Origin of the sequence: Haloferula sp. (assembly GCF_049672945.1) — a bacterium.
GTDB lineage: Bacteria > Verrucomicrobiota > Verrucomicrobiia > Verrucomicrobiales > Akkermansiaceae > Haloferula.
Genome location: NZ_JBATWY010000228.1, coordinates 1 through 22783 on the forward strand (window position 1 = coordinate 1; position 22783 = coordinate 22783).

Here is a 22783-nt window from a genome sequence, read left to right on the forward strand (position 1 = left end):
GAAAGGAGGTCGGTGGAGATGTCGCCTTCACCGGCGATGAAGGTGACGATCTGGACCTCTTCGGGGACGTCGGGGAGTTTGGTGAAGAACTCGGCGGCGGCGTAGCTTTCGAGGATGTCCTTGGCGATGGGGTTGCCGGCTTTGAAGGCGGCTTCGAGGCGGGCGGTGTCGGCATCGTAGAGGAAAACCTGGGTCTTGAGGACTTCGGCGGCCTGTTGAGCGATGTCGGCATTTTCGCCGAGCGCGAGATTGAGGAGGACCTCGATGGAGGCTCCGCCCTTCATGTGGGAGAGTAGCTCGAAGGCGAAAGTCGGGGTGATTTCCTCCGCGACGGATGTGCCGAGGATGATTTCCTCGAGGAATCGGGCCTTCTCGCCGGCGGCGCTGGTGGTGCCGGGAAGGGTGTTGTAGATCAGGAAACTGAGAGACTCCTTCCGATGCTCGTTCGCGGGGTCTTTGATTTGCGCGATGATTTCGGCAAGCAGCTCGCCGCTGTCGATCGGTTTGGGATGCAGACTTTCGGTTTTGCGGGCCTCGATCTCCTCAAGGTATTCCTGATACAAGCTCATGTTCAATCAGTGGGGAAAAATGGTCAGTGGATTGGTCGGCGCGGAGTGAGAGCAAAATGTGCGCAGGGTTTCCAAAGTCAGTCGAGAGTCTGAAGGTTGAAGGGTTCTGGGGCAACTCCCTCCGGGACAGGGGCGGGAGATTAGGAATGAGCGGGAAAAAGTCAAAGAATGATGGTTCTTGGCGATTGCCCGCTGGGATTGAGAGGGCTAGCGTCGTGCCATGTGTGGGGGAAAGAGCATTTTCGGTGCCGTTTTATTGCTGGCAGGCTGTGGTTTGGTTTCGGATCCGATTCCCGAGGCGACTCCGGAAATGGCACTGGAGATGGGGGTCGAGCAGGCTCAGTTGGAACGCGGGCGGGAAATGTATCTGGCGAACTGCCATCATTGTCATGAGCGGGTGCTTCCCGAAGCGGTCGATCCCGAGGGTTGGCGGTCGATCATTCCCCATATGGCGAAGAATGCGGAACTCAACGAAAGCCAGCAGACCGACGTGCTGATCTATCTGATGGCGGCCCACGGAACCGTTCACGGATTGAACCTCGAGCATTGATCCCGTGAAGAAATTCCTGTCGTTTTTGATGCTGGTCTCTCTGGCGGGGTGTCAATCCGGGGCACCGGATGCGCTGCCGGACGACCCGATGCGGGTGCTCGAAACCAAGGCGGTGGCGCCGATTCCGAGCCCGGAGATGGCGCAGCGCTCCGGAAAGTCATTGGCGTCTCTCAGGGAGGGATATCGGGTGTTCATGGCCAACTGCATCGAGTGCCATGGCGTGAGAATCCCGGTGGATTCCGAAGATCCGAGCTGGCATCCGACGATGCGAGGGATGTCCTGGAATGTCGGGCTGAGCGCTTCGAGCGAGGAGGCGGTTATCGATTACCTGCGGGCGGCATCGAAGGAATGATCGAAGGGAGAAGTCCGGGGTTGAGGCAGGCATGTCCGATCCCTACGCTCTCGGGCATGTCGATCGCAAACGCTCTGATCTCGCTGGCTTGTTTGTCACTCGTGGTTTCCTGCGGGACGGGCGGGGGATCCGGTGCCGCGAGTGGCGAGATGGGGGATATCACGGACGACGGAGCGGTCGGAGGCATTTCCGAAGTGCCCAATCCATCGCCGGAAATGGCGCGGGCGAGCGGGACGCCACTCGAGCAGCTCCAGCACGGTCATTCGACCTACATGCTGCATTGCGGGCAGTGTCACACCTACATGATTCCCAAGGATTTTTTTGAGGACGAGCTGGAAGACGCGATGCCAAAGATGATCAGGCACGCTGGCTTGCAACCGGCTGATGAGAGCGCGGTCTTGTCGTATGTGCTGGGGGTGAAGAAGCTTGAGGGCTGAGCTTGTGGCTTTTTGAAGGACCTCGTTGAGGGAGCTTGTAGGGAATGAGGTAGTCTGATAGATCATAGGAGTGATGAAAGAGCGGATCGCAGTTTGGTTTGCAGTCGCGGTGCTGGCCGGATGTGCGGTGCCGTCGGCCTTGCCACCGGTGCCGGATGGGGCGATGGCGAAATCGAGTGGGGCATCGCTTGAGACCCTGAAGCGCGGACGGGCTGTGTATCTCTCTGATTGCACCCGCTGCCACGAAGCGATGATGCCGGCGGATATTTCGCAGGAGGACTGGCATATCGTCCTTCCGGGAATGGCTTGGAATTCGGGCATCAGTGCTGCCGATGAGGAAGCGGTCGAAGCCTATATCCTGGCAGTGAAAGCCGGAGAATCGGGGGCATGACGGGCGATGGCAGGGCTCCGGCATGAATGCTCCGCTTGAGTTGATGGCTTTTGCCGGTGTGCTGGCGCTTGGGCAATTCAGTCCGGGTCCCGACATGCTGTTGCTGACGCGGACGGCGCTGAAAGAGGGCGCGCGGAGCGGGGTGCTGATGGCCTCGGGGATTGCCACGGGTCTGACTTTCCACGCGGCGCTGGCGATTACCGGGATGGCGGTGGTTTTTGAACGTTCCGCGTGGCTGCGCGAAGGCATGCACTGGTTGGCGGCGGTGTATCTCGCGTGGCTCGCTTACCAGATGCTCAGGGAGTGGTTCGTTCACGTGTATTCGGGCGCGCGCTATGAAGAGGTGAAGCCGAGCAGCAAGAAAGGAGCGTTTGTTCAAGGTCTACTCTGCAATCTATTCAACCCCAAGGTCGTGGTGTTCTTGGCGGCGGTGGTGACGCCTTTTCTTGCGGGAGAGCGGCCTGGCTGGTGGCCATGGGCGCTGTGGGCGATCGTGGTCATCGAGGGGCTGACGCTTTGGGCTCTCTGGGCGCTGGTATTGCAGGCAGGACCAGTCAAAGAGGCCTATCGCAGGGCCGGACCATGGATCATGCTCGCCTTCGGGGTGGCCATGATCGGCCTTGCGGTGAAGATCGTTGTTGGGGTGCTGTGAGCCTGCGTTCCTGAGATGGGGAGGCTATTCGAAGACCGGTGCCTGATGATCGGTGAAGGGCTTTTCTGTTAGATAATAAGAGTGGGGATAGTCCGGCAGCGGTCCGGCGTCTGGGGGAAGCGGGATGCTTCCGTATTTTCCATCTTCGGGCTGGCTCACGGCGATGTTGACCGGAGTTCCAATACTGACGATCTCGTAGAACTTCGGAGCGACGTTGCGGTGCATGCGGATGGAGCCATCGGTGCATGGGATATGCTTGATCCAGCCGGTATGGAATCCGAAGCCGGGCTTCAACTCGACCCAGTAGGGAAGGGGCATGCCTTTGAACGACCAGCCGGCAGGCCTTTTTGCCAGCGTGGATTTCTTGATTCGGTCGCCGGAGGAGACGAAGCCGAGCCCGGGCGAGCGCTTGGTCCGGTCTTTCTTGAGAATACGGAAGTCGCCAAGCGGGGTGGGCGTTTCGGAGGTGCCGACGGAGACTGGCATGACCAGCAGGGGTTTCGAGCCCTCCATGACATAGACTCGCTGGCGGGAAGTTGAAACCTTGACTCTAACAGCTGACGGATCGGATGGCCTGCTGGCAGGACGATCGTAGGCGTTGTAGACATCGAGTCCCGAAGGTTGATTCGCAGGCGTCGTGCATGAAGGCAGGGCGAGTGCTGCGAGAATGGGCAGGAGGAACTTCATCAGCGAGGTCTGGGTTAGGTCAGAACTCAGAAGGAGACAAGTCGCGCGGCGTGGAGGCTCTGAATTCGACTTGAGCAGGTCATGGTTTCATTGAACGCGTTCCCATTTGCTGACCCGGTTATTGATGAACCAGACGGAAGCTCTTCGATAGGGAACATAAGTCACCTGGGGTGCCACGGCATAGCCGTAGCGGGGATAGCGGCGGCCAAAGTATCCGTATCCACCGCCGTAGTAGGCTCCATAGACATTCGTCGTGTAGATCGGCGTCGAACCGGCGTAGTCCCAGCGGAGCGTGGTGGCATTTTCATCCGCGCCAGCCATTTCGCGGGCGGGTCTTCCCCATGCGTAATAGACCGCTTCGGGGCTCATGCCGCTCTGGATTTTCCCCTGCCTGATGAGTGCCTGGTCTTCGCTACTGAGTCTCGAGAAATTCTCTGGGCTCTGGGCGATGCGCGTTTCGGGGGTGGAAGGGGCGCAGGCACCGAGGATGGCGACAATGCAGAGGAGGCCAAAACGGATCAACATACCGGGATCATGGCCTCGGAATGCGTTTGGTGCAACTTCCCCGACGCGGCTGGTTGGCAGATTGGCGGGCAACTTGCAGGCTTGGGGCGATCAAGCCAGGGAAGAAATCGGACCAGGATGGATAGGATAGGTAGGATGAAAGCAACGGAATCTGATCATCTTGATGAGTGAGCTCCGATTCTGGCCTAAAACTGAGGACAATGACTCCAGAGTCCTATCCATCCTGGTCCGACAAAACTCAATGGGAGCTGGATTTTCCCCTAACTTGATCGCCCTACTTGCAGGCTTGGGGAAACACGCTTGCCAAGGCGGAAGGAGAGCGCTCAGTCTTCGTCCGTAGCCTATTGATCGAATGTCCGACCTACTTGACGAAAACGAACTGGAGTCCGCCCTGAAGAAGTGTCCTGAATGGGATATCGAAGGGAAAACCATTACCCGATCGATTGAATTCGAAGAATTCATGGATGGTATTGATTTCGTCAACCTGCTGGCGGAGGTGGCCGAGGAGGCCCAGCATCACCCGGACATTACGATCAATTACAACCGGGTGACGATCAGCCTGACCACGCACGATGCCGGAGGTGTCACCGAAGCCGACCTCGAGTTGGCGCAGCGGGTGGACAATCTGGTGGATTGAAGCGCTAGCGGGGAAGCATCAGCTCGTCGTCCTTCAGGCCGGTCACATGACTGAGGCCCTTGAGTAGCTTCTTGAGGGTAAAGAACAGGAAGATGAGGAGCGGCACGCCGATGACGGCGAAGCCCCAGCCGGTGAGTTTGCCGATGATGCCGTTGTACACTTCGAGGGCGTCGGCGGCGGTGCGGTCGAAGCCGCGGAAGAACCAGAGCGAAAGCAGGACGTTCAGCACCGAGCTGATGAAGAAGGAAGCCGCGAAGAGATGGGTGGCTTGTTTGATGACTCCGCTGTAGCTGGCTTCTGCGTTTTTCTCGGCGACGGTTTTTTCGATCTTCGGGATGTCGAAGAGTGAATCGTTGTAGAGGAAGACGTTGAGTAGCGGCGTGGCGGATTTTTGGGAAAGCAGCACAGCGACTCCGAGAGCGAGCGGGATGGCGCCTTCCTTGATGCCGAAGAGGATGCCGGCGTGTTCCTTGACCGAGCCATCCTTGTTCCAGAGGTAAAGGGTCAGCCCGCCGGTGAGCATCACGGAAAAGAGGCCGAGGCCGGAGAAAAAGTTGAACTTCCGGGTTTTGGCGAAGTGCCAGATGCCGTAGCCGAGCGGCAGCGCGAGCGCGACGATGATCGCGTTGAGCGGGCCGATGTGCCACGGTTTGGCTTCCTTGCCGAGCTGTTCCTGAAGAGCGGGGTCCTTGCTCAGGTAGCTGAGGATCAGCACCGGGATCAGGACGTTGATCAGGATATTGGCAAGGGGGTGTTCCTGGTGGGTTTGCTGCGACATGGAATCTGGCAGGGAGACAAGCAGGCTGCGGGCGGATGGGGAAGCCGAGGATCAGAAAAAAGCGGAGCTCCGTGGGGAACTCCGCTTGAAGGATGACTGGCGTCGAGCGGCTGGAAAGCCGCCTTGCCCACTCATGGCACTCGGGAGAGCGCCACTCCCTAGACGGTGCCGAAGATGGTGTTGCCGGTCGACTTGAGTTCGTCGCAGGCCTGCTTCATGCGGTCGCAGAGGCTTTGCTCACCCTTCTTGAGATAAGAGCGCGGGTCGTAAACTTTCTTGGCTCCGACTTCGCCGTCGATCTTGAGCACACCTTCGATGTTCTCGCACATGTGGGTGACGATTGGACGGGTGAAGGCATACTGGGTGTCGGTGTCGATGTTCATCTTCACGACGCCGTAATCGAGCGTTTCCTGGAGGTCTTGGCTGGAAGTGCCGGAACCGCCGTGGAAAACGAGGTCCATTTCCGCGCTGGCGCCGTGCTTGTCCATGACGACCTTCTGACCGTCGCGAAGGATGGTCGGCTTGAGCTTCACCGCGCCTGGCTTGTAGGCGCCGTGGACGTTGCCGAAGGTGGCGGCAAACATGAAGCGGCCGATGGGCTGCAGCGTCTCGTAAACTTCGAGCATGTCTTCAGGAGTCGTGTAGAGCTTTTCGATCGGCAGGCCGGAAGTGTCGTGACCATCTTCTTCACCACCGACGCAGCCGGCTTCGACTTCGAGGATGATGCCGAGTTCGGCGCACTCCTTGAGAAGCTCTTTGGAGATCTTGAGGTTCTCGTCGAGGTCGACGACGGAACCGTCGAACATGTGCGATTGGAAGAGAGGGCCCTTGCCGGCGGCGATCCGCTCGCGGGAAGCTTGAAGGAGGGGCTTGAGGAAGCTGTCGACCTTGGCCGGGTGGCAGTGGTCGGTATGGAGCCCGATGAGCACGTCGTATTTCTCGGCGAGTGCGTGGCAGGCTTCAGCAAGGATGATCGCACCGAAGGCGGCGTCCTTGACGGCGGTGCCGGAAGCGAACTCGCCGCCGCCGGTGGAGACCTGGATGATGCCGTCCGATTTGGCTTCGGCAAAAGCCTTGAGCGCACCGTTGATGGTGGTGAGCGAGGTCACGTTGATTGCAGGATAGGCGTATCCACCCTTCTGGGCGGCATCGAGCATGGCGGCGTATTGAGCAGGAGTTGCGACTGGCATGACGGGCTTGGCGTAGCGGTTCGGATGCCGGGGCGCAAGGCGGACTTTATGTCGTTTCCGGGTGAAAACTTAAGGGATCTCAAGGGTAGGGTGGGACTTCGACCTTGGCATGGGCGATCTTGGTGGTCATGCAATGGGGCATGATCGCAGGAATTGAGATGGGCGGCACCAAGACCGTGGTGGCCGTAGGGCAGGCGGATGGCACGGTTGTGGATGAGTTTCGATTCCCGACGACGCATGGCGAAGAGACATTTAAGGTAGCAATTGATTGGCTGCGGGAGCGGGGCGAGGCGACGGCGGTCGGGGTGGCGGCGTTCGGGCCCGTGAGCGTGAACAAGGCTCGCGCCGACTACGGTCAGATGCTTCAGACGCCGAAACCGGGCTGGGCAGGTTTTTCGATCATTGGGGCCCTTGAATCGGCCTTTCCGGATGTCCGGGTCGTGCTGGAAACCGATGTCAATGCCGCGGTCCTCGCAGAGGCGGAAGGTTTCGAAGACATCGCCTACATCACCATCGGCACCGGCATTGGCGGCGGTGTGATGGCCGATGGCAAGCTGCTGCACGGGGCGGTGCACTCGGAATTCGGTCACTGGTTTCCGCGCCGGGCACCCGGCGATGATTTTGCCGGAGTCTGTCCGTTTCATGGCGATTGTCTGGAAGGTCTGGCCAGTGGACCGGCGATGACGAAACGCTGGGGGAAGGAACCGAAGGACTTGTTGGATGATGCCAAGGCCTGGGAATTTGAGACTCACTACCTGGCCGAGGCCTGCATGACCCTGCTGGCTTCCGTCAATCCGGCGCGCGTGGTCATTGGTGGGGGAGTCTCCCAGGCACCCGGCTTCCATGCACAGGTTGAGGAAAAGTTGAGAGCACGCGCCAAGGGCTACTTCGCCGCCTTGGAAGAGAATACTCCGTTTGTCGTACCTCCAAAGTACGGTCAGCAAGCGGGGATTCGCGGTGCGTTGTTGCTGGTGGGATCTTAGGAGCGGGTAAACTTTTGGCCTTCGATCTCCCGCTCGTAATGCCAGTCGGTCCGCACTGCAGGATCACGGGTCCGTGCGTTCCAGATATCTCAATCGCAGGAATGTTGAGCTCGTCGCTGTCGTGTCGATCGTGACTTCGATGGTTTCGATCCCTGCGGTAACCAGCAGTGTCCGGATTGAAATGCCAGTCGGAGCCTCCCGACTCCATGGGCTCGAAGGTGTCATGAATTCAGGCCAGATTGAGGGGTCGGTCGATTGAGGCCTTTTGAAAAGATACCTGAGGCGTGGAGCCGTGCCGATGGCTTTGAGAGGTGGCGGGCTGGGGGTGGTCGGGGATTGACCAAGGAGGAGTTCCAGCCAGGTCGTCATGCCGTCGTGATCGGGGTCACTGCTCCAATCGCGGCTGATCGTCGGAGGCGTGCTATCAAAGGCAGTTGCCCGTCGCTGGTTGAGATCGGGTTTGAAGCAGGCCGAGATGAGCTGGTCACGGGTGGCTTTAAAGCTTAGCGGATTCGATTCAATTCTGGCTCCGTCGACTTGCCAGCAGTCGAATTCCCATCCCTCCAGCGGGTTTGCGGATAGGGTGAGCGATCGGCCGTTCTCAAGCATCAGCGACGCGGGAGCGCCCTCGACCTCACCGCCACCGATGCTCTTGATCCGTATGGACCAAGCCGATCTAAAGGAGAGCGAGAGTTCCTTGTCGCCATCCATGACCAGATCGATGTTCGATTGGGTTGAAGCCATATCTCCCTGCCACGACTCGAAGACATAGCCCTGTGCCGGAACTGCCGAAAGATCGACGCTGGCACCTTTCGGGTAGAGCTGACGGGAGTCGCTGCTTTCCACGTGGCCTTCGCCGGATTTCGTAACACGCATCTCGAAGCCTGGCACTTCGATCCCATGTTGAATCGATCCAAGCGAGTTATTCTGGTGTCCGCCATCCCTCGCCTTGGGATCGAGTTGGAGTTGGACAATCACTTGAAAAGTCCCTGCCTGAAGTGTCGGTGGCAGAGGTAGCGAGAATCTTCTGGTTTGATCGTCCACCGGGTTTCCAGAAATCCATGGGCTGCTTCCGATGGCGATCTCATCGCCATCGAGGATGAGGTTTCCCGGATTGAGTAGAAAACGAAGCACGGTATTTGCAGGGAGTTCAGTCGCGCCGACATCAACCGTTAGGGTTTCTCCAACGCCGTATTCACCGGATTCGCTGTGCACGGAAATCAGGCGAGGATCTTCTTCGATCCATTCGAGCATCCTTCCTGCCGTTTTGAGAAAAGGCCAGCCATCGATCCAGACGACGTCATCGAACGAGCTTGCCAGAGTGATTTCACGAAGGACCTCACCCGATTGCCGGTCGAGAATCGCAGTATTCCTAGGATATGATGAGGCCAGAAAGCCGTCCGGGTGTTCTCCACGGATCGTCCACTCTGAAGTGATTGATTCGATCATTGGATCCGGCAGCCAGTCCGTGCCGTTCTCGGACATGAACCACCCGCCATCGTGGACCCAGATCCAGGCTTTGCCGAAAGCCGAAAACGGTGCCTTCCAATCCGATCTGTAGTAGTTCGTTCTCACCTTGTCCCATGCCTTTGTCCAAACGATGCCGTCGGGTGAAGACCATCGCTGGGCGACTCCGTAGTCAACGGTCGGGTAGGAACTCTTATAGGGCGTGGCGCCATACGCCTGCCAAGTACCGTTGTGACGTATGGCTTTCTTAAGTTCGAGATCCGGGTCGAGGGTTGTTAGGGTCCAGTCATTGCCATCCTCGGAAAACATGACCCGACCTTCCGTGGCCAAGGCAAGGAAGCCGTCACTTCCTGCGGTCAGGGAAATGATTTCGGACGCGGGGATCGGCGCGTCCCACTCACGGACGGTGAAGTTGATTCCGTCATGGCTCTCCCAGATTCGGGATGAAGTGAATGCGAGAAAAAGCTCGGTGCCTGCCGCCGCATGGCGAATGGCCCCAAACCACGAGTCATCTCCCCGCATTGGCCAGTTCTGCAAGATGTAGGGACTGGTATCGAAGTTCTCATCAGGTCTCAGATAGGCGCGTGTCCACGATCGGCCATGGTCTTCGCTGACATGAATCCAGGGCCCATAAACGAGTGTTTTGTCCTTGAACCGAATACCCGTACCCAGGGGCCCGTAGTTGAGCCCGACGACATCGTCATCGGAGCCGGTCTGATCCACTTCGTCTTCTGCCCAGCGGATCGTTTTGTCCGGATGAATCAAGAGGCTTCGATTGAGGAATGGCCAGGATGAGGCGGTCATCATCAGCCCACCGTCGGGGCGCGGCTGGAGATGGAAGATGTAGTCGCTGACCCCCCACGGCCCTCCGCCGGGCGAGTCATTGAAGTCGAAGAGGACCTCCCAGTTCGTCAGGTCTTCCGATGAGCAGATCTTGTCGGCTGAGATGGCCATCCATTGGGAGCCTACCCGGACAAGTCGCGGGCGATAAGTGTTCGGCATGGGCGTATGATCGGCCCACGTGACCCCGTCTTCGCTGGATTTAAGGAACACGCCGGCGACGCCATAGAACGCGCGGCTGGTCCCTTTTGTCAGCATGACCTTGGTATCCCACCGTTCGTTTGGAAAAATCTGCACGAATCTGGGAGAACCTCGATCCAGGCGATAGAGTCCGTGGCCTCCGTCCGGGCCGAGGTCAGTGGACCTACCGGTTATCAGGAAATAACCATCCATGGCGACGACTTCCGAGCCGTAGTAGCTGGGTGGATCCTGAACAGGGAACCAGTTCAAGCCACCGTCCAAAGTGAAAAGCCCGTCGACAAAGCCGAAGTCGTCATCAACCCAGTGGGCGAGACTCCCCTGACTTCCGGGAAACGGGCGCTCGGTCGGTGACCAGTGGAGTCCATCGGGCGAGAACCAATTCGCGGAGTTGCTTCCGAAATAGAATCCCTCGGGGCGACTCACGATGTTGGTGCCTGTTAGACCCGAGAGTTCGACCCAGCTTACTCCGTCGATACTGACCATGAGACCCGTAGTCGTGGTGGCAAGTAGGGCTCGATCATCCGTGAGAAGGTTGTTCACCACGATCCCTGTCAGTCCGGTTTGCGTCCATCGATCACCATCAGTCGAACTCCAGAGCACTGAAGCATAGACCGCATAGTAGCGGTCGTGGAACTGAGAGATGTGAATGTCGGCAGGCAAAGCGAAGAACCCGCCAGAGGCCACTCCGATCGCCTGCGCCCGAAGGGTGGCAGTGGTTCGAGCGATGCGTCCGTGGCTGTCACGAGCGGAAAACTCAATGGCGTGGTCGCCAGACTCATCCGGCGAAATCGAGAAACGATAGGGAGGCGATGTGAGTGTGGCCAGGAGCACATCGTTCACCCGGCACTCGACCGAAATCAGATCCCCGTCTTCGTCTCCCGCCTCGACTTCGTAGTAGAGCCTCTGGCGGAGCGGCACGGTGGTGATGCGTAGCGCTTCGGGAAGTTCAATCCAGGGCCCGGAAGAGGTCTGGCCGCCTGGCTGGTAGAGCGAGCCACCTGTAGTTTCAAGAACCAGCCCCAGACCGTTCGTCGCGATCTTTGCCGCCGGCTCAGGAGCCGATGCTTCGGACCAGGCAATTCCATCTTCGCTGGTGAACAGGCGCTTGCCGACCTGAGCAAGGAAGAATCCTTCAAGATGGTGGATGGCCTGGGGCAGCTCCTCCAGCCCCGAGAGAAGGGTCGGCGCCCAGGTGATTCCATCCGGAGAAATAAAGCCGCGGGTCGTGTTCTCAAGGGCGATGAATTGTCCAGGCCGGTAGCCGATGAGGCAGTTCTGAATGCCATTCGGGTAGCTCCAGTTCACCCCGTCTGACGAGCGAGCCACGAATTTCTCGAAGCGCGACCGCCCATAGAGAAACCATTGGTTATCAGAAAAAACCGAATTGAAGATTCTTGCATCGATTCCCGGTGACTCCAGAGGCAGGACTTCGCTGAGGACTTCGCTGCCTTCCACGTGGTGGTGGGTGAGAGGCCAGTAGTTGGGGCCGGAGGTTCCGGTCAGAATCCCGTAGGGGGTCTTGAACGAATCGAGGACAAAGCGGTCGTGAGGGCCCGAAATTGGTATGGAGTAGGATGCGCTGCCCAGCCGACGAGCGTTGGGCACGGGGTCGGGATTTTCCTGGATCAGGAACCCGCCGAATTTTCCATAGATCGCCGGGCTGACCGGCCCGTGCTTGTGCCAGTGGGTTCCGTCTGACGATTGATGCTGAACATCCGGGTAGCTGTTAAAGAAATACTCGCCATTCAGGCCGACGAGCTTGGGGTTTCCGGACGCGACAGTTTGGGACGCTTGGATTTCCCGCGGGTCGGTGCCGGTCCAGATCGTGCCGTCGAAGAATCCTGCCAGCCAGTTCGTGCCATCGAATGACCAGGATGAAATGCCTGCCGAGCGTCCTCTGAGAGGTTCGCCGTGGGTGGAAATGATCACCTGTTCGTCGGCGGAAAGTCCGGAGAAAAATCCGTCCTGATCCGTTCCCACAACGAAGCCACCGGAAATCCACGGCAGTGATTCGGTGATGCTTGCTTCGGAAACTCCATCGTGTGGAACGAATAGGGGGCCGTCACCGTAGCCGAAGAGGTAAAGCCCCTCGGAATTGCGGAAGAAGTCCGGAAGCCCTCTGGACAGATGGATCGGAGTCATGACGTCATCACGGTCGATCAGGAAGCAGGGTTCCTCGTAAGTGGTGACACAAAGGAACTCAGGGGTGGCAAGGATCTTACGGCTTCGAACTCTATCCTGGGGATAACTCTGATGAGTGACGGTTTCCCAAGACAGTCCGTCGGACGATTTGAGGAGTCGGCCATTGGCCTCGGCGTAGAACTTTGAGCCAAAGGATTCGAGCTGGTAGATGGTGATTTCCTCAGATGAACCATCAGTGCCTTCGATTATGATGGGTGACGGTTGCCAGTTGCCGCCAGGCAGTTTGCGCCAGCATTTCGGCAGGCTGCCGCTGAAGGCCTTTCCATACACCAGCGCCGTGCCATTCGGGAGCATCGCTCCGAAGGTCGCGGTGAAATGATCCGGCATCGACTCGGTTTCCCAGGAGGAGCCGCCGTCGGTAGAAGTCAGCCACTCGGTCTCGGTCATGGCAACGAGGACGCCGTCCTGTTGGTCGGTTGCGAGAATGGCTCCGCGGCCCTGCCGTCCGGGCGTACGTTCCACCCAACCGTCCCAAGGGGTTTCAATCACGTCGACAATGATCTCGGTTGAAACTGATCCCGCTGCGTTGGTGGCCGTGACGCGGTAGGTGCTGGCATCCGAAATCTCGGCGTCCTGAATTGTTAGCACCGGATTGCTCTCGCCGGGGATGAGCTCACCCCCTTTGAACCATTCATAGGTGATGGGCGATCCGCTGCGGAAGGTGGTCGAGAGATTTACCGACTGACCTACAATGAGAGAATAGCGCGGCGTTCGTGTGATCAGTCTGGGAGGAGCCTCGCGGACCGAAACGATGGCGGGCTCCGATTGGCGCTCGATCACGCCATTGGAAACCACCACATGGTAGGTGCCAAAAGTCCGTTCGCTCACGGGGCGGAGCGGAAGGGTAGCGAGCGTCATCAGGGGGATTTCCTCGCCGTCCTTGAACCATCGATAAGTGAGATAGGAACTGGAGGCGACCGTGATTGATAGCTCCGCTGATTCGCCGGGTACGGCGGCGAGACTCTTGGGTTGCTCGAGAATCTCCAGCTGATCAGGTGTCGTCGCAACGAACTCGAATGGGCCTTTTACCGATTCAGAAGTGGGCACCACCATGATGGCATATTCTTTGCCCGCTTCGATCAGAGTGGTCCGATAGCCTTGGAAATCAGGTTTTCCTCCGGGGGTCAGGGGCAGGACAATCGCCAAATGAGTACGATCACTGAAGAAACCCAGAGGAGCGGAACTGGGAGCGGTCCACCGCCACCAAACGCTTCTCAGAATGAGGTTTTCAAGCGCTTCAGAATCGGTCTCCCGATCTTCTGCCGTAGCTCCAATGGTGTTTCCTGAGAAACGCAAGGGAAGCCCGGTGAGCTCAATCGCGTCAGCCCAGTTGTCGTTTGAGGGGGGAAGCAGCCAGCGAAGGATGATTCCCGACTCAATCGGTGAGGAGCTGTTGAGCAACCAAAAAAGCCGGTCACCTTCCTTGACCTCGAAGTAAAGATTTCCATCGGTTTGTTCGTCCGTCTCGATCAAGCTCTGCAACTCTTTTCCGGGGAGTCCGCTGATGTCCTTGAAGACACGAACCTCGGCCGGTGAGTTTTCGGGATGTTCGATGTTGATTGCGAGAAGGCCGTCATTTCGGGCCGTCCACTCAAACCAGATACTACGAGTCGGCAGGGGCGAGATGCTGGCGTCGACGGACCCGATCCCGGCTCCTTCGGTGCCTCCAGTCCAATAGCCTTCCGCATCCAAAAAGATTCGCCTGTCAACGAAGTGGTCGTGAGACAACACCGGCTCAGCCGTTCCCAGAAATTTTCCGAGATCCAATCCTCCGCCGCTCAAAAGCGCGGAGTTGCCTCCTGAAATAGGAACGCTTGTCGCGTGGAGACGCTGGATGATCCTTGACGGGGTGTCATCGGGAAAGTGTTCGAGCGCAAGAGCGAGCGCGCCGCTGACGAGTGATGCGGAAAAGCTGGTGCCGCTGACATACTTGACAAACGAGCCGTAAGGCACAGCGAGGTTCGCCCCGGGTGCGGCCAGATCGACGATCGCGGGGTCGACACTTGAGAATGCGGCGAGCCGGCTGTCCGCCTTGGATGCGGCGACCGCGACGATCAGTGGGAGATCGAGTTTTGCCGGTGCTGGCACTGGCAGTTGGCTGCCATAATTGCCTGAGGCGCAGACCATGATAATGCCTTCATCGTTGCATCGACGGAGAGCATCCTCAAGGAGCGGGGCATCGCCTTGATAGGCCCAGCTGAGGTTGAGGATTCGGGCTCCGGAAGCGCGGGCATAGTCGATCGAGTCGATGGCGTCTGACAGGAGACCGAGCGAAATGTTATTGAACACCCTGCAATCGAGAATCCGGGCTCTCCAAGCGACTCCACTCGATCCGTAGCCGTTGTCACCCCGGCCCCCCATCAGCAAAGCGCAGTAGTTGGCGTGGCCTTCGTCCTGCCGGGGATCGCCATCATCATCGATGAAGTCGTAGCCAAAGACATCGTCGGCGTAGCCATTTCCATCATTGTCGATGCCGTCACCAAAGGTCTCTCCTTGGAATATGTGGATGTTGGCAGCGAGGTCCGGATGGGCGTGGTTGGTTCCGGAGTCGATGAGAGCGATCATCTGGTTACTGGCATCAGTCCGGTGGTCCCAGCCTTCCGCAGCATTGATGTCTGAGCCTGCGTTTTGCCCGCCGAGCAAACCGAGATTTTCCAAATGCCAGGCCGTGCCATTTCCCACAAGCGGATCGGCAGGCAGGGCGCAAAGTTCGATCAACCGGTCAGATTCAACTCTCTGCCCAAGCGCGATTGTTAGATTCTCCAGGGTATTCGGCAGCGAACGAGGATTGCCTGGGTCTGGGATGCCGACTCGTGCAATGTGGGGGTTTCTTGGGGAGATCGTGGCTTCCAGAGGCTTAGGCACCTCGTCCAGATCTGCGGAGTCGATCAACACATGGGCCGCGGCCGCAGCATCGAGCACGCGATTCTCGACCACTGCCACCGTCGCTCCAGTAACGGTCACCCGGACATTCTCAACCAGCCGGATCAGATGGGGTTTGAAGTCCGCTTGAACGATCCGAACCCTATGGAACCAACCGGCCGAAGTCGGCAAGCCATCGGGCCACCACTCGGATCGAGTCTCCAATTCAGCCAGAGCGGCGAGGCCCTTGGGGGATGGGTCTGCGTGAGTTTCCTCGGGGGTGTCGACGGCTTCAGGCCTGACGGGTTGGCTTGAAAGCTCGGTTCCCTTGGGCTTTGAGTCATTTGCAGCCGGCTCTTTCAGGGCCGGTAGCCGATCGGGTCCATCGGGTATGCTCAGGTGAGGTTTGGAGGGAGATGCCTCCTGAGTGTTGGGGCTTTTGGAATCAAGGCGCATCTCGAAAAGACCTCCCAGCCTGCAAATGAGCAACAAAAGGGCCAGCAGTCCGATGGTCTTGAATAGCGGGGGAGGAAAGCGGGAGGGTTGCATACGAATGCCTTGAACAGCCGGGGGCTGTTTATCATTCGGACTCGATTCAAACAAGTGATGATCGCGGGGCGACGCCACAACTCGTTGAGCTGCCCAAGTATCGACCGAAACGGGTATTTCGGGGACGTTGCTGTAATCGGCCTAGGACAGTAGGATGACTCCACCAATGATGCCGGCGATGCAGATGGCTTTTGCTCCGAGGTGGCGTTCGCGGAAGAGGAAGATCCCGAGTAGAAAGGAAACGATTACCGAGCTTCGACGGACGGGTGAGATCAGCGAGATCAGCGCATCCGGTTGACTGATGGCGATGAAGTAGAGGATGTCGGCCGCCAGCAGGGTCAGGCCAATCACCGGGATGGCCCAGTGGAAGTGGAAGGGACGTCGTTTGGGTGAGCGCCTCGCGAGGATGGCTGCGGGGGCCAGCAGCACCGCCAGATAGATGGTGAACCAGGCCTGCACGACGGAAGGCGATAGCCCGGCATTTTGAAGCAGGAACTTGTCGTAGAGCGCGGAGATCGCGCCCAGCAGGGTGGCGGCGATCATCAGGAACACGCCCTTGTCGCGGTGGAAGTGGATGCCTTCGCGACGGCCGACGAAGGTAAAGGCAAAGAAGGACCCGAGGATCATCGCAATCCCGAACCACTGGCGGAGGGTGGGGGATTCGCTGAAGAACACCACCGCGAAGGCAATCGTCCACAGCGGGCCGGTCGCCCGAATCGGTGAGGCAATCGAAAGCGGCAGGGTCTTCAGTCCATGGTAACCGCAGAACCACGATGAGCCCACGAGTGCGGCCTTCGTCAGCAACAGCCCGTGGGATTGCCAGCCGATGGATGAGACCTTGAAGAATGGGTGCGGCAGGCTGTCGGGCGAAATGGCCGACCAGATCGCGAAGGGCAACCAGACGACCATCGAGGCAAGGACGCTGCCGAAGAGGACCGGCATCACGTCGTTTTCCTTGAGCGCGAGCTTTTTGAAGAAGTCGTAGAATCCTAGTAGCAGGGCGGAGGCGACGGAAAGGAGAAGCCAGGACACGGGGAGGGGATAGTCGGTGATCGATTGAAGGGAAGGCTATTCAGTTCTTTGCCCGCCTTCTGCCCGGAGACCGTTGTGTTGATGGATTGGCCAGAGTCGTACGAGCACTGAAGATCGAGGCGGGAGATCAGCACGGCTTGAGCTCAGCACGATCCGTGGCGAGGGCCTCTTCGTGGGTCTTGATGTCTAACAGGGCGTGAAACCCAGCCGCGGCGGCCGCTGATTTCAGAATGCCTCGCATGGAAGCTGCGGTGGCTCCGTCACGGCCGATCAGTTCCTTGATGTCCTTCTTCGTCACCAGAATTTCGACGCGTAGCACCGCCCGGCCGAGGTCCTCGATTCTGACCTCCGTGTGATTGGGCTCACTGATCAGGTTCATCATCATGAATCGCACGAAGCCGCTGAGTCGGGTTTTGAGTGCCTCCGTTTGCTCCGGGCTGGGCAGCTTTTGGGTGCCCTTCGTCGTATTGGGCGAGGAAGAGCTGCTCCGGAAATCCCAGTCGAGTATTTTGTAGTTGGCGGCGCGGACGACGACATCCGGCAACTCGACCTCGGTGTTGGCGAGCTTGTGGACCTTCGGCATCACGGTGCTGAAGTCCCAGTCATTGACCTTGAGGTTGCCGATCTTCCGCAGCGATTGGGCGAGATCGATGTCATTGTTCAGCAAACCGATGAAATCCCAATCGGTGACCTGGATCTCGCCAATCTGCCGGAGAGTATCGGTGAATTCGGAAATGCGCTTGGCCATGGACGTCGGGGAAGGCTTATTTTTTATCTATCTAAATTGTCAAAATTACTGAAATTTTTTGGGACCTTGAACGATTGGCGTCCCGAAGGCAAGCCGCGAGCGGAAACAGCGAATCGAGGGTCCGGAGCCTGGCGAGATCGATGGCAATTCCGCTCGCGAGACTCTCGGGAGTGGATGGAGGGCACGGTGGTGATAGGCGATCAACCCTCAGTGCATGCCGTGACACATGAATGTGTCTCATGACAAAAGGAAACGTTTCCTGTGGATTTCATCCAGACCGATTGACCTCGTCTACGTCTTTGCAGCCTGCGGCCACCGGAGTCGCGCGAAAACGGAGACGTATTCATCGACCAAATTTCTAAACGAAAACCCCGGCAATGAAATCAAAGACACTCCTTCTGCTCTTTCTCGCGCCGCTGACGCTGGCCTCCTCGCTTTCTGCGGACACCTTTACATGGGATGGCGGAGACTCATCTAACAACGCATGGGGCGCGGCATTAAACTGGGCCGACAACACCATCGCATTCGGCAACACAGTCGATATTGTCTACGATGGTGGTGCCGATACAGCGTCGAATTTCCTAGGTAATAATCGCACGATCCGATCGCTCACCTATACCTCATTGCCAGGGGCTCACGTAATGAACATGGCGGCTAACGGCGGGGTTTCTCGTGATCTCACTTTTGAAGCCGACAGCGGTAATTCGACTGTGACCATCGATCCGAACAGTCTCATCACATGGGCCGAGGGTAGCACTTTCGATGCCAACGGCGATGCGGACGTGATCCTAAACAGCGATCTCGACATCGTCCACAACGGCACAGGCGTTTTCCGTATCAATACAGAATTCGTTGACGGCACCGCAGGTGATGCAGTCACGATAGAATCAACTAGCACTGGTATAGTCGAGCTTCGCCCAGGTAACGGCAACCCAGCTAACAGCAGCGGCAGTTCCTTCACTGGTGGCCTTGAGTTCAAAGACGGCTCGGTTCGAGTGTTCATGTCCGACACAAATGGTGCATCCGGCGCACTCAGTACAGGCGATCTGACATTCAGCGGCACAGCAGCGGCTGACGCGACACTCATTGTCGGCACTAACGGATCGGTCTTAACAGAAACCATCGCCAACAACATTGTATTAAACAACGGTGGTGGCACAGTCTCAGTCGGTAATGCCAGCGCTAATGCAACCTTCAGCGGTGCCATCTCTGGCACAGGTGATCTTCGCAAGACGGGTAATGGCGACATTACACTCTCCGGAACAAACACCTTCACCGGCGACATCAATAATCAAAACAGTGGCACGATCTTCCTCGCATCGGACGGTTCTTTGACTTTCGACATTGACGCTTCGGGTGTAAACAACGGCTTCATTGGAGCTAACACATCTAGCTTGAATTTGGACGGGATCTTCAACTTCGACCTTACCGGTGCCGGCACAGGATTGTCTGACCAGTGGACAATCATTGCAGGCGTGCTCATGACAAATACCACATTCGGCAGCAACTTCAGAGTTGCTGGTTTCACCGAAACCGCAGACGTCTGGACCAATGGCGCTGGCACTTATCAATTCTCCGAAACCACGGGCATGTTGAGCGTCATTCCAGAGCCGAGCAGCGCCGTGGCCGGGCTGCTGCTCGCTGCTGGGATGATGCGCCGCCGCCGGGAATGATTCGCGGCCCGGTGCCCGAAAGACGTCTGCGATGCCCCAGGCCCCCCAATGTCAAGTGGGGTATACATGCCCAAGCATCGAGTGAAGACTTGTCCTCACCAGTCGACCAGTCACTGAGTCGGCTCGATTTTGAATAATCGATCAACAGACCTCCTCCAATGAACGGGGATGTCCACGCGCGTGATTCGCGCCAAGTGACCTGAGTTGCGTGGGGGGCAAAATGCGTCCTTGAATATTAATTAAGTTTTGTTAAGTAACAGGCGCGGCATGTGCTGCATGGCTGGATTTGTTGAATTACCCAAGCTGTCTGAGATGAAAGGAACGACCTGTCCGATCGATATTCTCGCCACTCGCAAGGCGGCCTGCCTGGCGGTGGCGGATGAGGTCGATGCCCGGATCCGTTCTGGTGCGGTGCTGGGCCTGCCGACGGGATCGGTCGCGCTTCCGCTCTATCAGGAATGGATTCGTCGACACCGCATCGAGGGGCTGTCCTTTCGAGGAACGACCACCTTTTCGACCGACGAGTATGAAGGATGCGGGCGGGGTGAAGAAAACAGCCGGAACCGTCCGATGCATTACGAGCTCTTTTCGAAAGTCAGGTTTGGCCGCAATCTGATGCTCTCTGGGCATTTTCGCAGCGCTGAGGAGGAGGCCGCTTCGTATGAACGGCAAATCAAGGGGATGGGGGGGATCGATTGGCAGCTTTTGACGGTGGCTCCCGACGGAAGCCTCGGTTTCAATGAACCGGGATCGAGCGGCGATTCCCGCTCTCGGCGTGTCGCATTGAGCTCTGACATGCGCCGAGTCCTGTCATCGGAGCTTGCCGAAGGAGAGGAAGTTCCGGCGCATGCCATGACCATGGGCATCGCGACCTTGCTCGAAGCGAAGCGAATCGTGGTGATTGGCTGGGGGTCGGAGTCCGCTGCGGCGATCCGGCAAGCCTTGCAGGGACCGGTGTCGGAGGCCTGTCCGGCCAGTTTTCTCCAGCTTCATGGAAATGTCCGGATCGTCCTTGCCGAGGTCGATGCGATTTGGTCCTGAATTCTTGGGATCGAAGGTCCGTTTTCGAGAGTATCCGAGGCGATGACTCTCCGTTTCGGAGACCTGATTGAGAAACGATTCTCATTTAATTGATACTTTCGCCGATTTCGGACGTTAGTTGGGATGCGATCGTTCTCCCTGAAGCGGTGAGAGCTTTCTCCTGGGGATGTGGCATTCTTGCCAATCATGCCCGAGCAACAAACCCTTCGAAGATGATGAAAAAATTCCTGATGCTGTCGGTCGCTGTGACCATGGCGATGCCTGGCCTATTGGCGGCCAACAAAAAGCCCGCTTCGGAAGTGGCGCTTACCGAGCACGGTCAGCAACTCGAGGAGCAGTATGCTGGACAGCTGATGGCTCTGAAGGAGCGGATCACCAAGCTCATTCCCGCTGTGGATGCCCAAAAGAAGTCCACTTATCTGAAGGCCCGCGAGGCCGAAAAAGCGGCGACCGCCGCCTTGGAAGCCGCGAAAAAACGCCAGGGTGAGATTGCGACAGCCAAGGCTCTGGTGGCTCACGCCAAAGGCAAGTGGATTGGCGGTGCGGACAAGGGAATCGCGGCGGCAAAAGCGAAGTTGAAGGAAGCGAAGACCGACGCGGCAAGGAAGGCTGCGGAGGAGGAGTTGCTCAAGTGGGAGAAGAACCGCGAGGAAGGGCTTCAAGCGCTCGACGAACGGCAAGCGGTCCTTGATCAGCTCGAGAGTCAAAGGTCGAACATTGAGGACGAATTGAAGGAAACGGAGGAAGCGCTTGTTCAGGCGAAGGACGGGACCGTGGCAGCCTTCAAGAACCTGGGACTCAGCACCCTGCTTTCGAGCGACAAGCTGGATGCGATGTTGGCGGGATACGTCGTGCTGCTGGAAGCCACGCCACACGGTTTGGCGGCCTTTGCCCAACAGGGCGAGTCGCAGCAGGAACTCGTCGAACTGATGTTTGCTGATGAGAAACTGCTGAAGCAGATGGCCGTCGCGGACGGTGCCAGGGACGGCCACTACGGTCGGGCGATGGAAATTTACTGCGAGATCCTCAAAGCGAGCAGCAAGGCAAGCGAGGGCACCTTGCAGCGCCTGGCACTGGCAACCAGTCTCGAACACTCGGTGCCCATCATGCAGCGGAGTGCGGTGGGCGACACTGACGCCCCGATGCATGTGGATCCGGTTGGACGCTATCTCCATTTTGAAAAGGCCTTTCTGGATGGCGAGCTTGATCCGGGTTTCCAAAACCTGAGCGTTTGGGACTATCGCATGGTCGTGGATGGTGAGGAGCCCGATGAGATCCTCACGTGGGGTCGGGAAATGCTGCGCAACTACCGTCCTGATCAGGTGACCAAACCTGACTACCGCTGGCGCTACGTGGAAATCGTGCGCAGCGACATCCGCTACGGATCGCAGGACAACCAGTACGACCAGGACGAGCTGCAGTTCTTCCAGAACATCCTGATGAATGGCGGGATCTGCGGCCGGCGTGCGTTCTTTGGTCGCTTTATTCTTCGCGCATTCGGCATCCCGACGACTGCCCGTCCGCAGCGTGGCCACGCGGCGCTCGTCCACTGGACGCCCGACGGCTGGGTGCCCTGTCTTGGCGCGGGCTGGGGCAGCGGGTGGACGAAGGGTCGTTACGACAAGGATCTCGATTTCCTCGCGAACACGCAGGCACGTGCCACCGGCGAGCCCTTCATGCAGGTGAAGCGCGCCCAGTGGATCGGCGATCTGATGGGCGAGCCCCGGACATTCGGGTTCCACTCCGGGGATCCCGCCTTCTGGTATGGCGCTTCGCTCTACGCCCAGCAGGGGATCATCGAGGCGGCCAAGTCAAAGACCCTGGATGCGGTTGGGCAGGATATTGCGGAGGCGAATGAGACCAAGGAAGTGGTCGAGATTGCGAAAGTGACCATCACGGAAGAGGAACGGCAGATCCGCGTTGATCCGACGGGTGTGATCACGATTCCTGCTGCCGCGACCAGCAAGCCGACCCAGAGCAACGGCAAGATCATCTTCATGGACAGCCGTCTCGGCGGGAAGCAACTGCACTACAGCCGCAACGGTGGTGGCCAGGCTTTCGAGTACACCTTTGATGCCCCGGCGGCCGGCCGGTATGCAATTACTGCAAAGGTCGTAACTCCAAGCTGGAAGCAGAGTCTGATGGTCGCCGCCAACGAAGTCGCTCAGCCCGTGGAGATGGATTTGCCGTTTACGGTGGGCATGTGGGACACGACTTCGCCCGTGGAAGTCGAGCTGGTCAAAGGCAAGAACGTGCTTCGATTTTCCCATAAGAGCGAGGGATACGCGAAGGGATTCTCGATCAAGGACTTCACCTTGTCGCCTGTTTCCGGCGCCTGAGGCAGCCTCCCAGGCACCGCTTGCTTCCATGTGGCGAATTTCTTCTTGTTCGCAGGTGCACATCGCACCGCTGTCCCA

The 22783-nt window shown here is 58.2% G+C and carries 17 protein-coding genes and 1 pseudogene; 10 read left to right on the plus strand and 8 right to left on the minus strand.

Annotated elements, in window-relative coordinates:
- Positions 1–569 (minus strand): annotated as a pseudogene (locus tag WBG04_RS19965) (bifunctional aconitate hydratase 2/2-methylisocitrate dehydratase); the annotation flags it as partial.
- 220 nt (positions 570–789) lie between these two features.
- Here WBG04_RS19965 and WBG04_RS19970 point away from each other — a divergent pair.
- From WBG04_RS19970 to WBG04_RS19990, 5 genes are all read left to right on the plus strand, one after another.
- Positions 790–1119, plus strand: a complete 330-nt coding sequence (locus WBG04_RS19970) for a hypothetical protein (RefSeq protein WP_424316483.1) — start codon at positions 790–792, stop codon at positions 1117–1119.
- Between the two features lie 4 nt (positions 1120–1123).
- Positions 1124–1471, plus strand: coding sequence for a hypothetical protein (locus WBG04_RS19975; protein WP_424316484.1), 348 nt, complete (start codon positions 1124–1126; stop codon positions 1469–1471).
- A 56-nt stretch (positions 1472–1527) separates the two neighbouring features.
- The gene (locus tag WBG04_RS19980) at positions 1528–1908 is read left to right on the plus strand and encodes a hypothetical protein (RefSeq protein ID WP_424316485.1); all 381 of its coding nucleotides are present in this window, start codon (positions 1528–1530) and stop codon (positions 1906–1908) included.
- A gap of 73 nt (positions 1909–1981) precedes the next feature.
- Positions 1982–2299 carry a hypothetical protein gene (locus WBG04_RS19985; RefSeq protein WP_424316486.1) on the plus strand — a complete coding sequence of 106 codons (318 nt, stop codon included), beginning with the start codon at positions 1982–1984 and terminating at the stop codon, positions 2297–2299.
- 22 nt (positions 2300–2321) lie between these two features.
- The gene (locus WBG04_RS19990) at positions 2322–2951 is read left to right on the plus strand and encodes a LysE family translocator (RefSeq protein ID WP_424316487.1); all 630 of its coding nucleotides are present in this window, start codon (positions 2322–2324) and stop codon (positions 2949–2951) included.
- 24 nt (positions 2952–2975) lie between these two features.
- On the opposite strand, the gene WBG04_RS19995 is transcribed toward WBG04_RS19990, so the two are convergent.
- Positions 2976–3638, minus strand: a complete 663-nt coding sequence (locus tag WBG04_RS19995) for a L,D-transpeptidase (protein WP_424316488.1) — start codon at positions 3636–3638, stop codon at positions 2976–2978.
- An 87-nt stretch (positions 3639–3725) separates the two neighbouring features.
- Entirely contained in the window at positions 3726–4163 is a 438-nt protein-coding gene (locus WBG04_RS20000) for a hypothetical protein (RefSeq protein WP_424316489.1), read from the minus strand.
- Between the two features lie 352 nt (positions 4164–4515).
- Between WBG04_RS20000 and WBG04_RS20005 the strand changes: the two genes are divergently transcribed.
- Entirely contained in the window at positions 4516–4800 is a 285-nt protein-coding gene (locus WBG04_RS20005) for a 4a-hydroxytetrahydrobiopterin dehydratase (RefSeq protein ID WP_424316490.1), read from the plus strand.
- Positions 4801–4804: 4 nt separating this feature from the next.
- Here WBG04_RS20005 and WBG04_RS20010 read toward each other — a convergent pair whose 3' ends face one another.
- Together WBG04_RS20010 and fbaA are read right to left on the minus strand one after the other, a co-directional pair.
- Positions 4805–5578, minus strand: a complete 774-nt coding sequence (locus tag WBG04_RS20010; protein WP_424316491.1) for a VC0807 family protein — start codon at positions 5576–5578, stop codon at positions 4805–4807.
- A gap of 158 nt (positions 5579–5736) precedes the next feature.
- Positions 5737–6768, minus strand: coding sequence for a class II fructose-bisphosphate aldolase (fbaA, locus tag WBG04_RS20015; protein WP_424316492.1), 1032 nt, complete (start codon positions 6766–6768; stop codon positions 5737–5739).
- Positions 6769–6908: 140 nt separating this feature from the next.
- Between fbaA and WBG04_RS20020 the strand changes: the two genes are divergently transcribed.
- On the plus strand, positions 6909–7751 hold the full coding sequence (locus WBG04_RS20020; RefSeq protein ID WP_424316493.1) for an ROK family protein: 843 nt from the start codon (positions 6909–6911) through the stop codon (positions 7749–7751).
- 63 nt (positions 7752–7814) lie between these two features.
- On the opposite strand, the gene WBG04_RS20025 is transcribed toward WBG04_RS20020, so the two are convergent.
- The 3 genes from WBG04_RS20025 to WBG04_RS20035 all read right to left on the minus strand — a co-directional run bounded on the left by WBG04_RS20025 (position 7815) and on the right by WBG04_RS20035 (position 17652).
- Entirely contained in the window at positions 7815–15872 is an 8058-nt protein-coding gene (locus WBG04_RS20025) for a S8 family serine peptidase (RefSeq protein ID WP_424316494.1), read from the minus strand.
- A 141-nt stretch (positions 15873–16013) separates the two neighbouring features.
- A complete protein-coding gene (locus WBG04_RS20030) occupies positions 16014–16904 on the minus strand; it encodes an EamA family transporter (protein ID WP_424316495.1) in 891 nt (296 codons plus the stop codon).
- Positions 16905–17031: 127 nt separating this feature from the next.
- Positions 17032–17652, minus strand: coding sequence for a KH domain-containing protein (locus WBG04_RS20035; RefSeq protein ID WP_424316496.1), 621 nt, complete (start codon positions 17650–17652; stop codon positions 17032–17034).
- A 377-nt stretch (positions 17653–18029) separates the two neighbouring features.
- Between WBG04_RS20035 and WBG04_RS20040 the strand changes: the two genes are divergently transcribed.
- The 3 genes from WBG04_RS20040 (at position 18030) to WBG04_RS20050 (ending at position 22705) form a co-directional block, all read left to right on the plus strand.
- Positions 18030–19325 (plus strand): hypothetical protein, encoded by a 1296-nt coding sequence (locus WBG04_RS20040; protein WP_424316497.1) that lies wholly within the window; start codon positions 18030–18032, stop codon positions 19323–19325.
- A gap of 312 nt (positions 19326–19637) precedes the next feature.
- Complete coding sequence (locus WBG04_RS20045; RefSeq protein ID WP_424316498.1) at positions 19638–20366, plus strand: glucosamine-6-phosphate deaminase; 729 nt, start codon at positions 19638–19640, stop codon at positions 20364–20366.
- 212 nt (positions 20367–20578) lie between these two features.
- A complete protein-coding gene (locus WBG04_RS20050) occupies positions 20579–22705 on the plus strand; it encodes a hypothetical protein (protein WP_424316499.1) in 2127 nt (708 codons plus the stop codon).
- Positions 22706–22783: the final 78 nt, after the last annotated feature.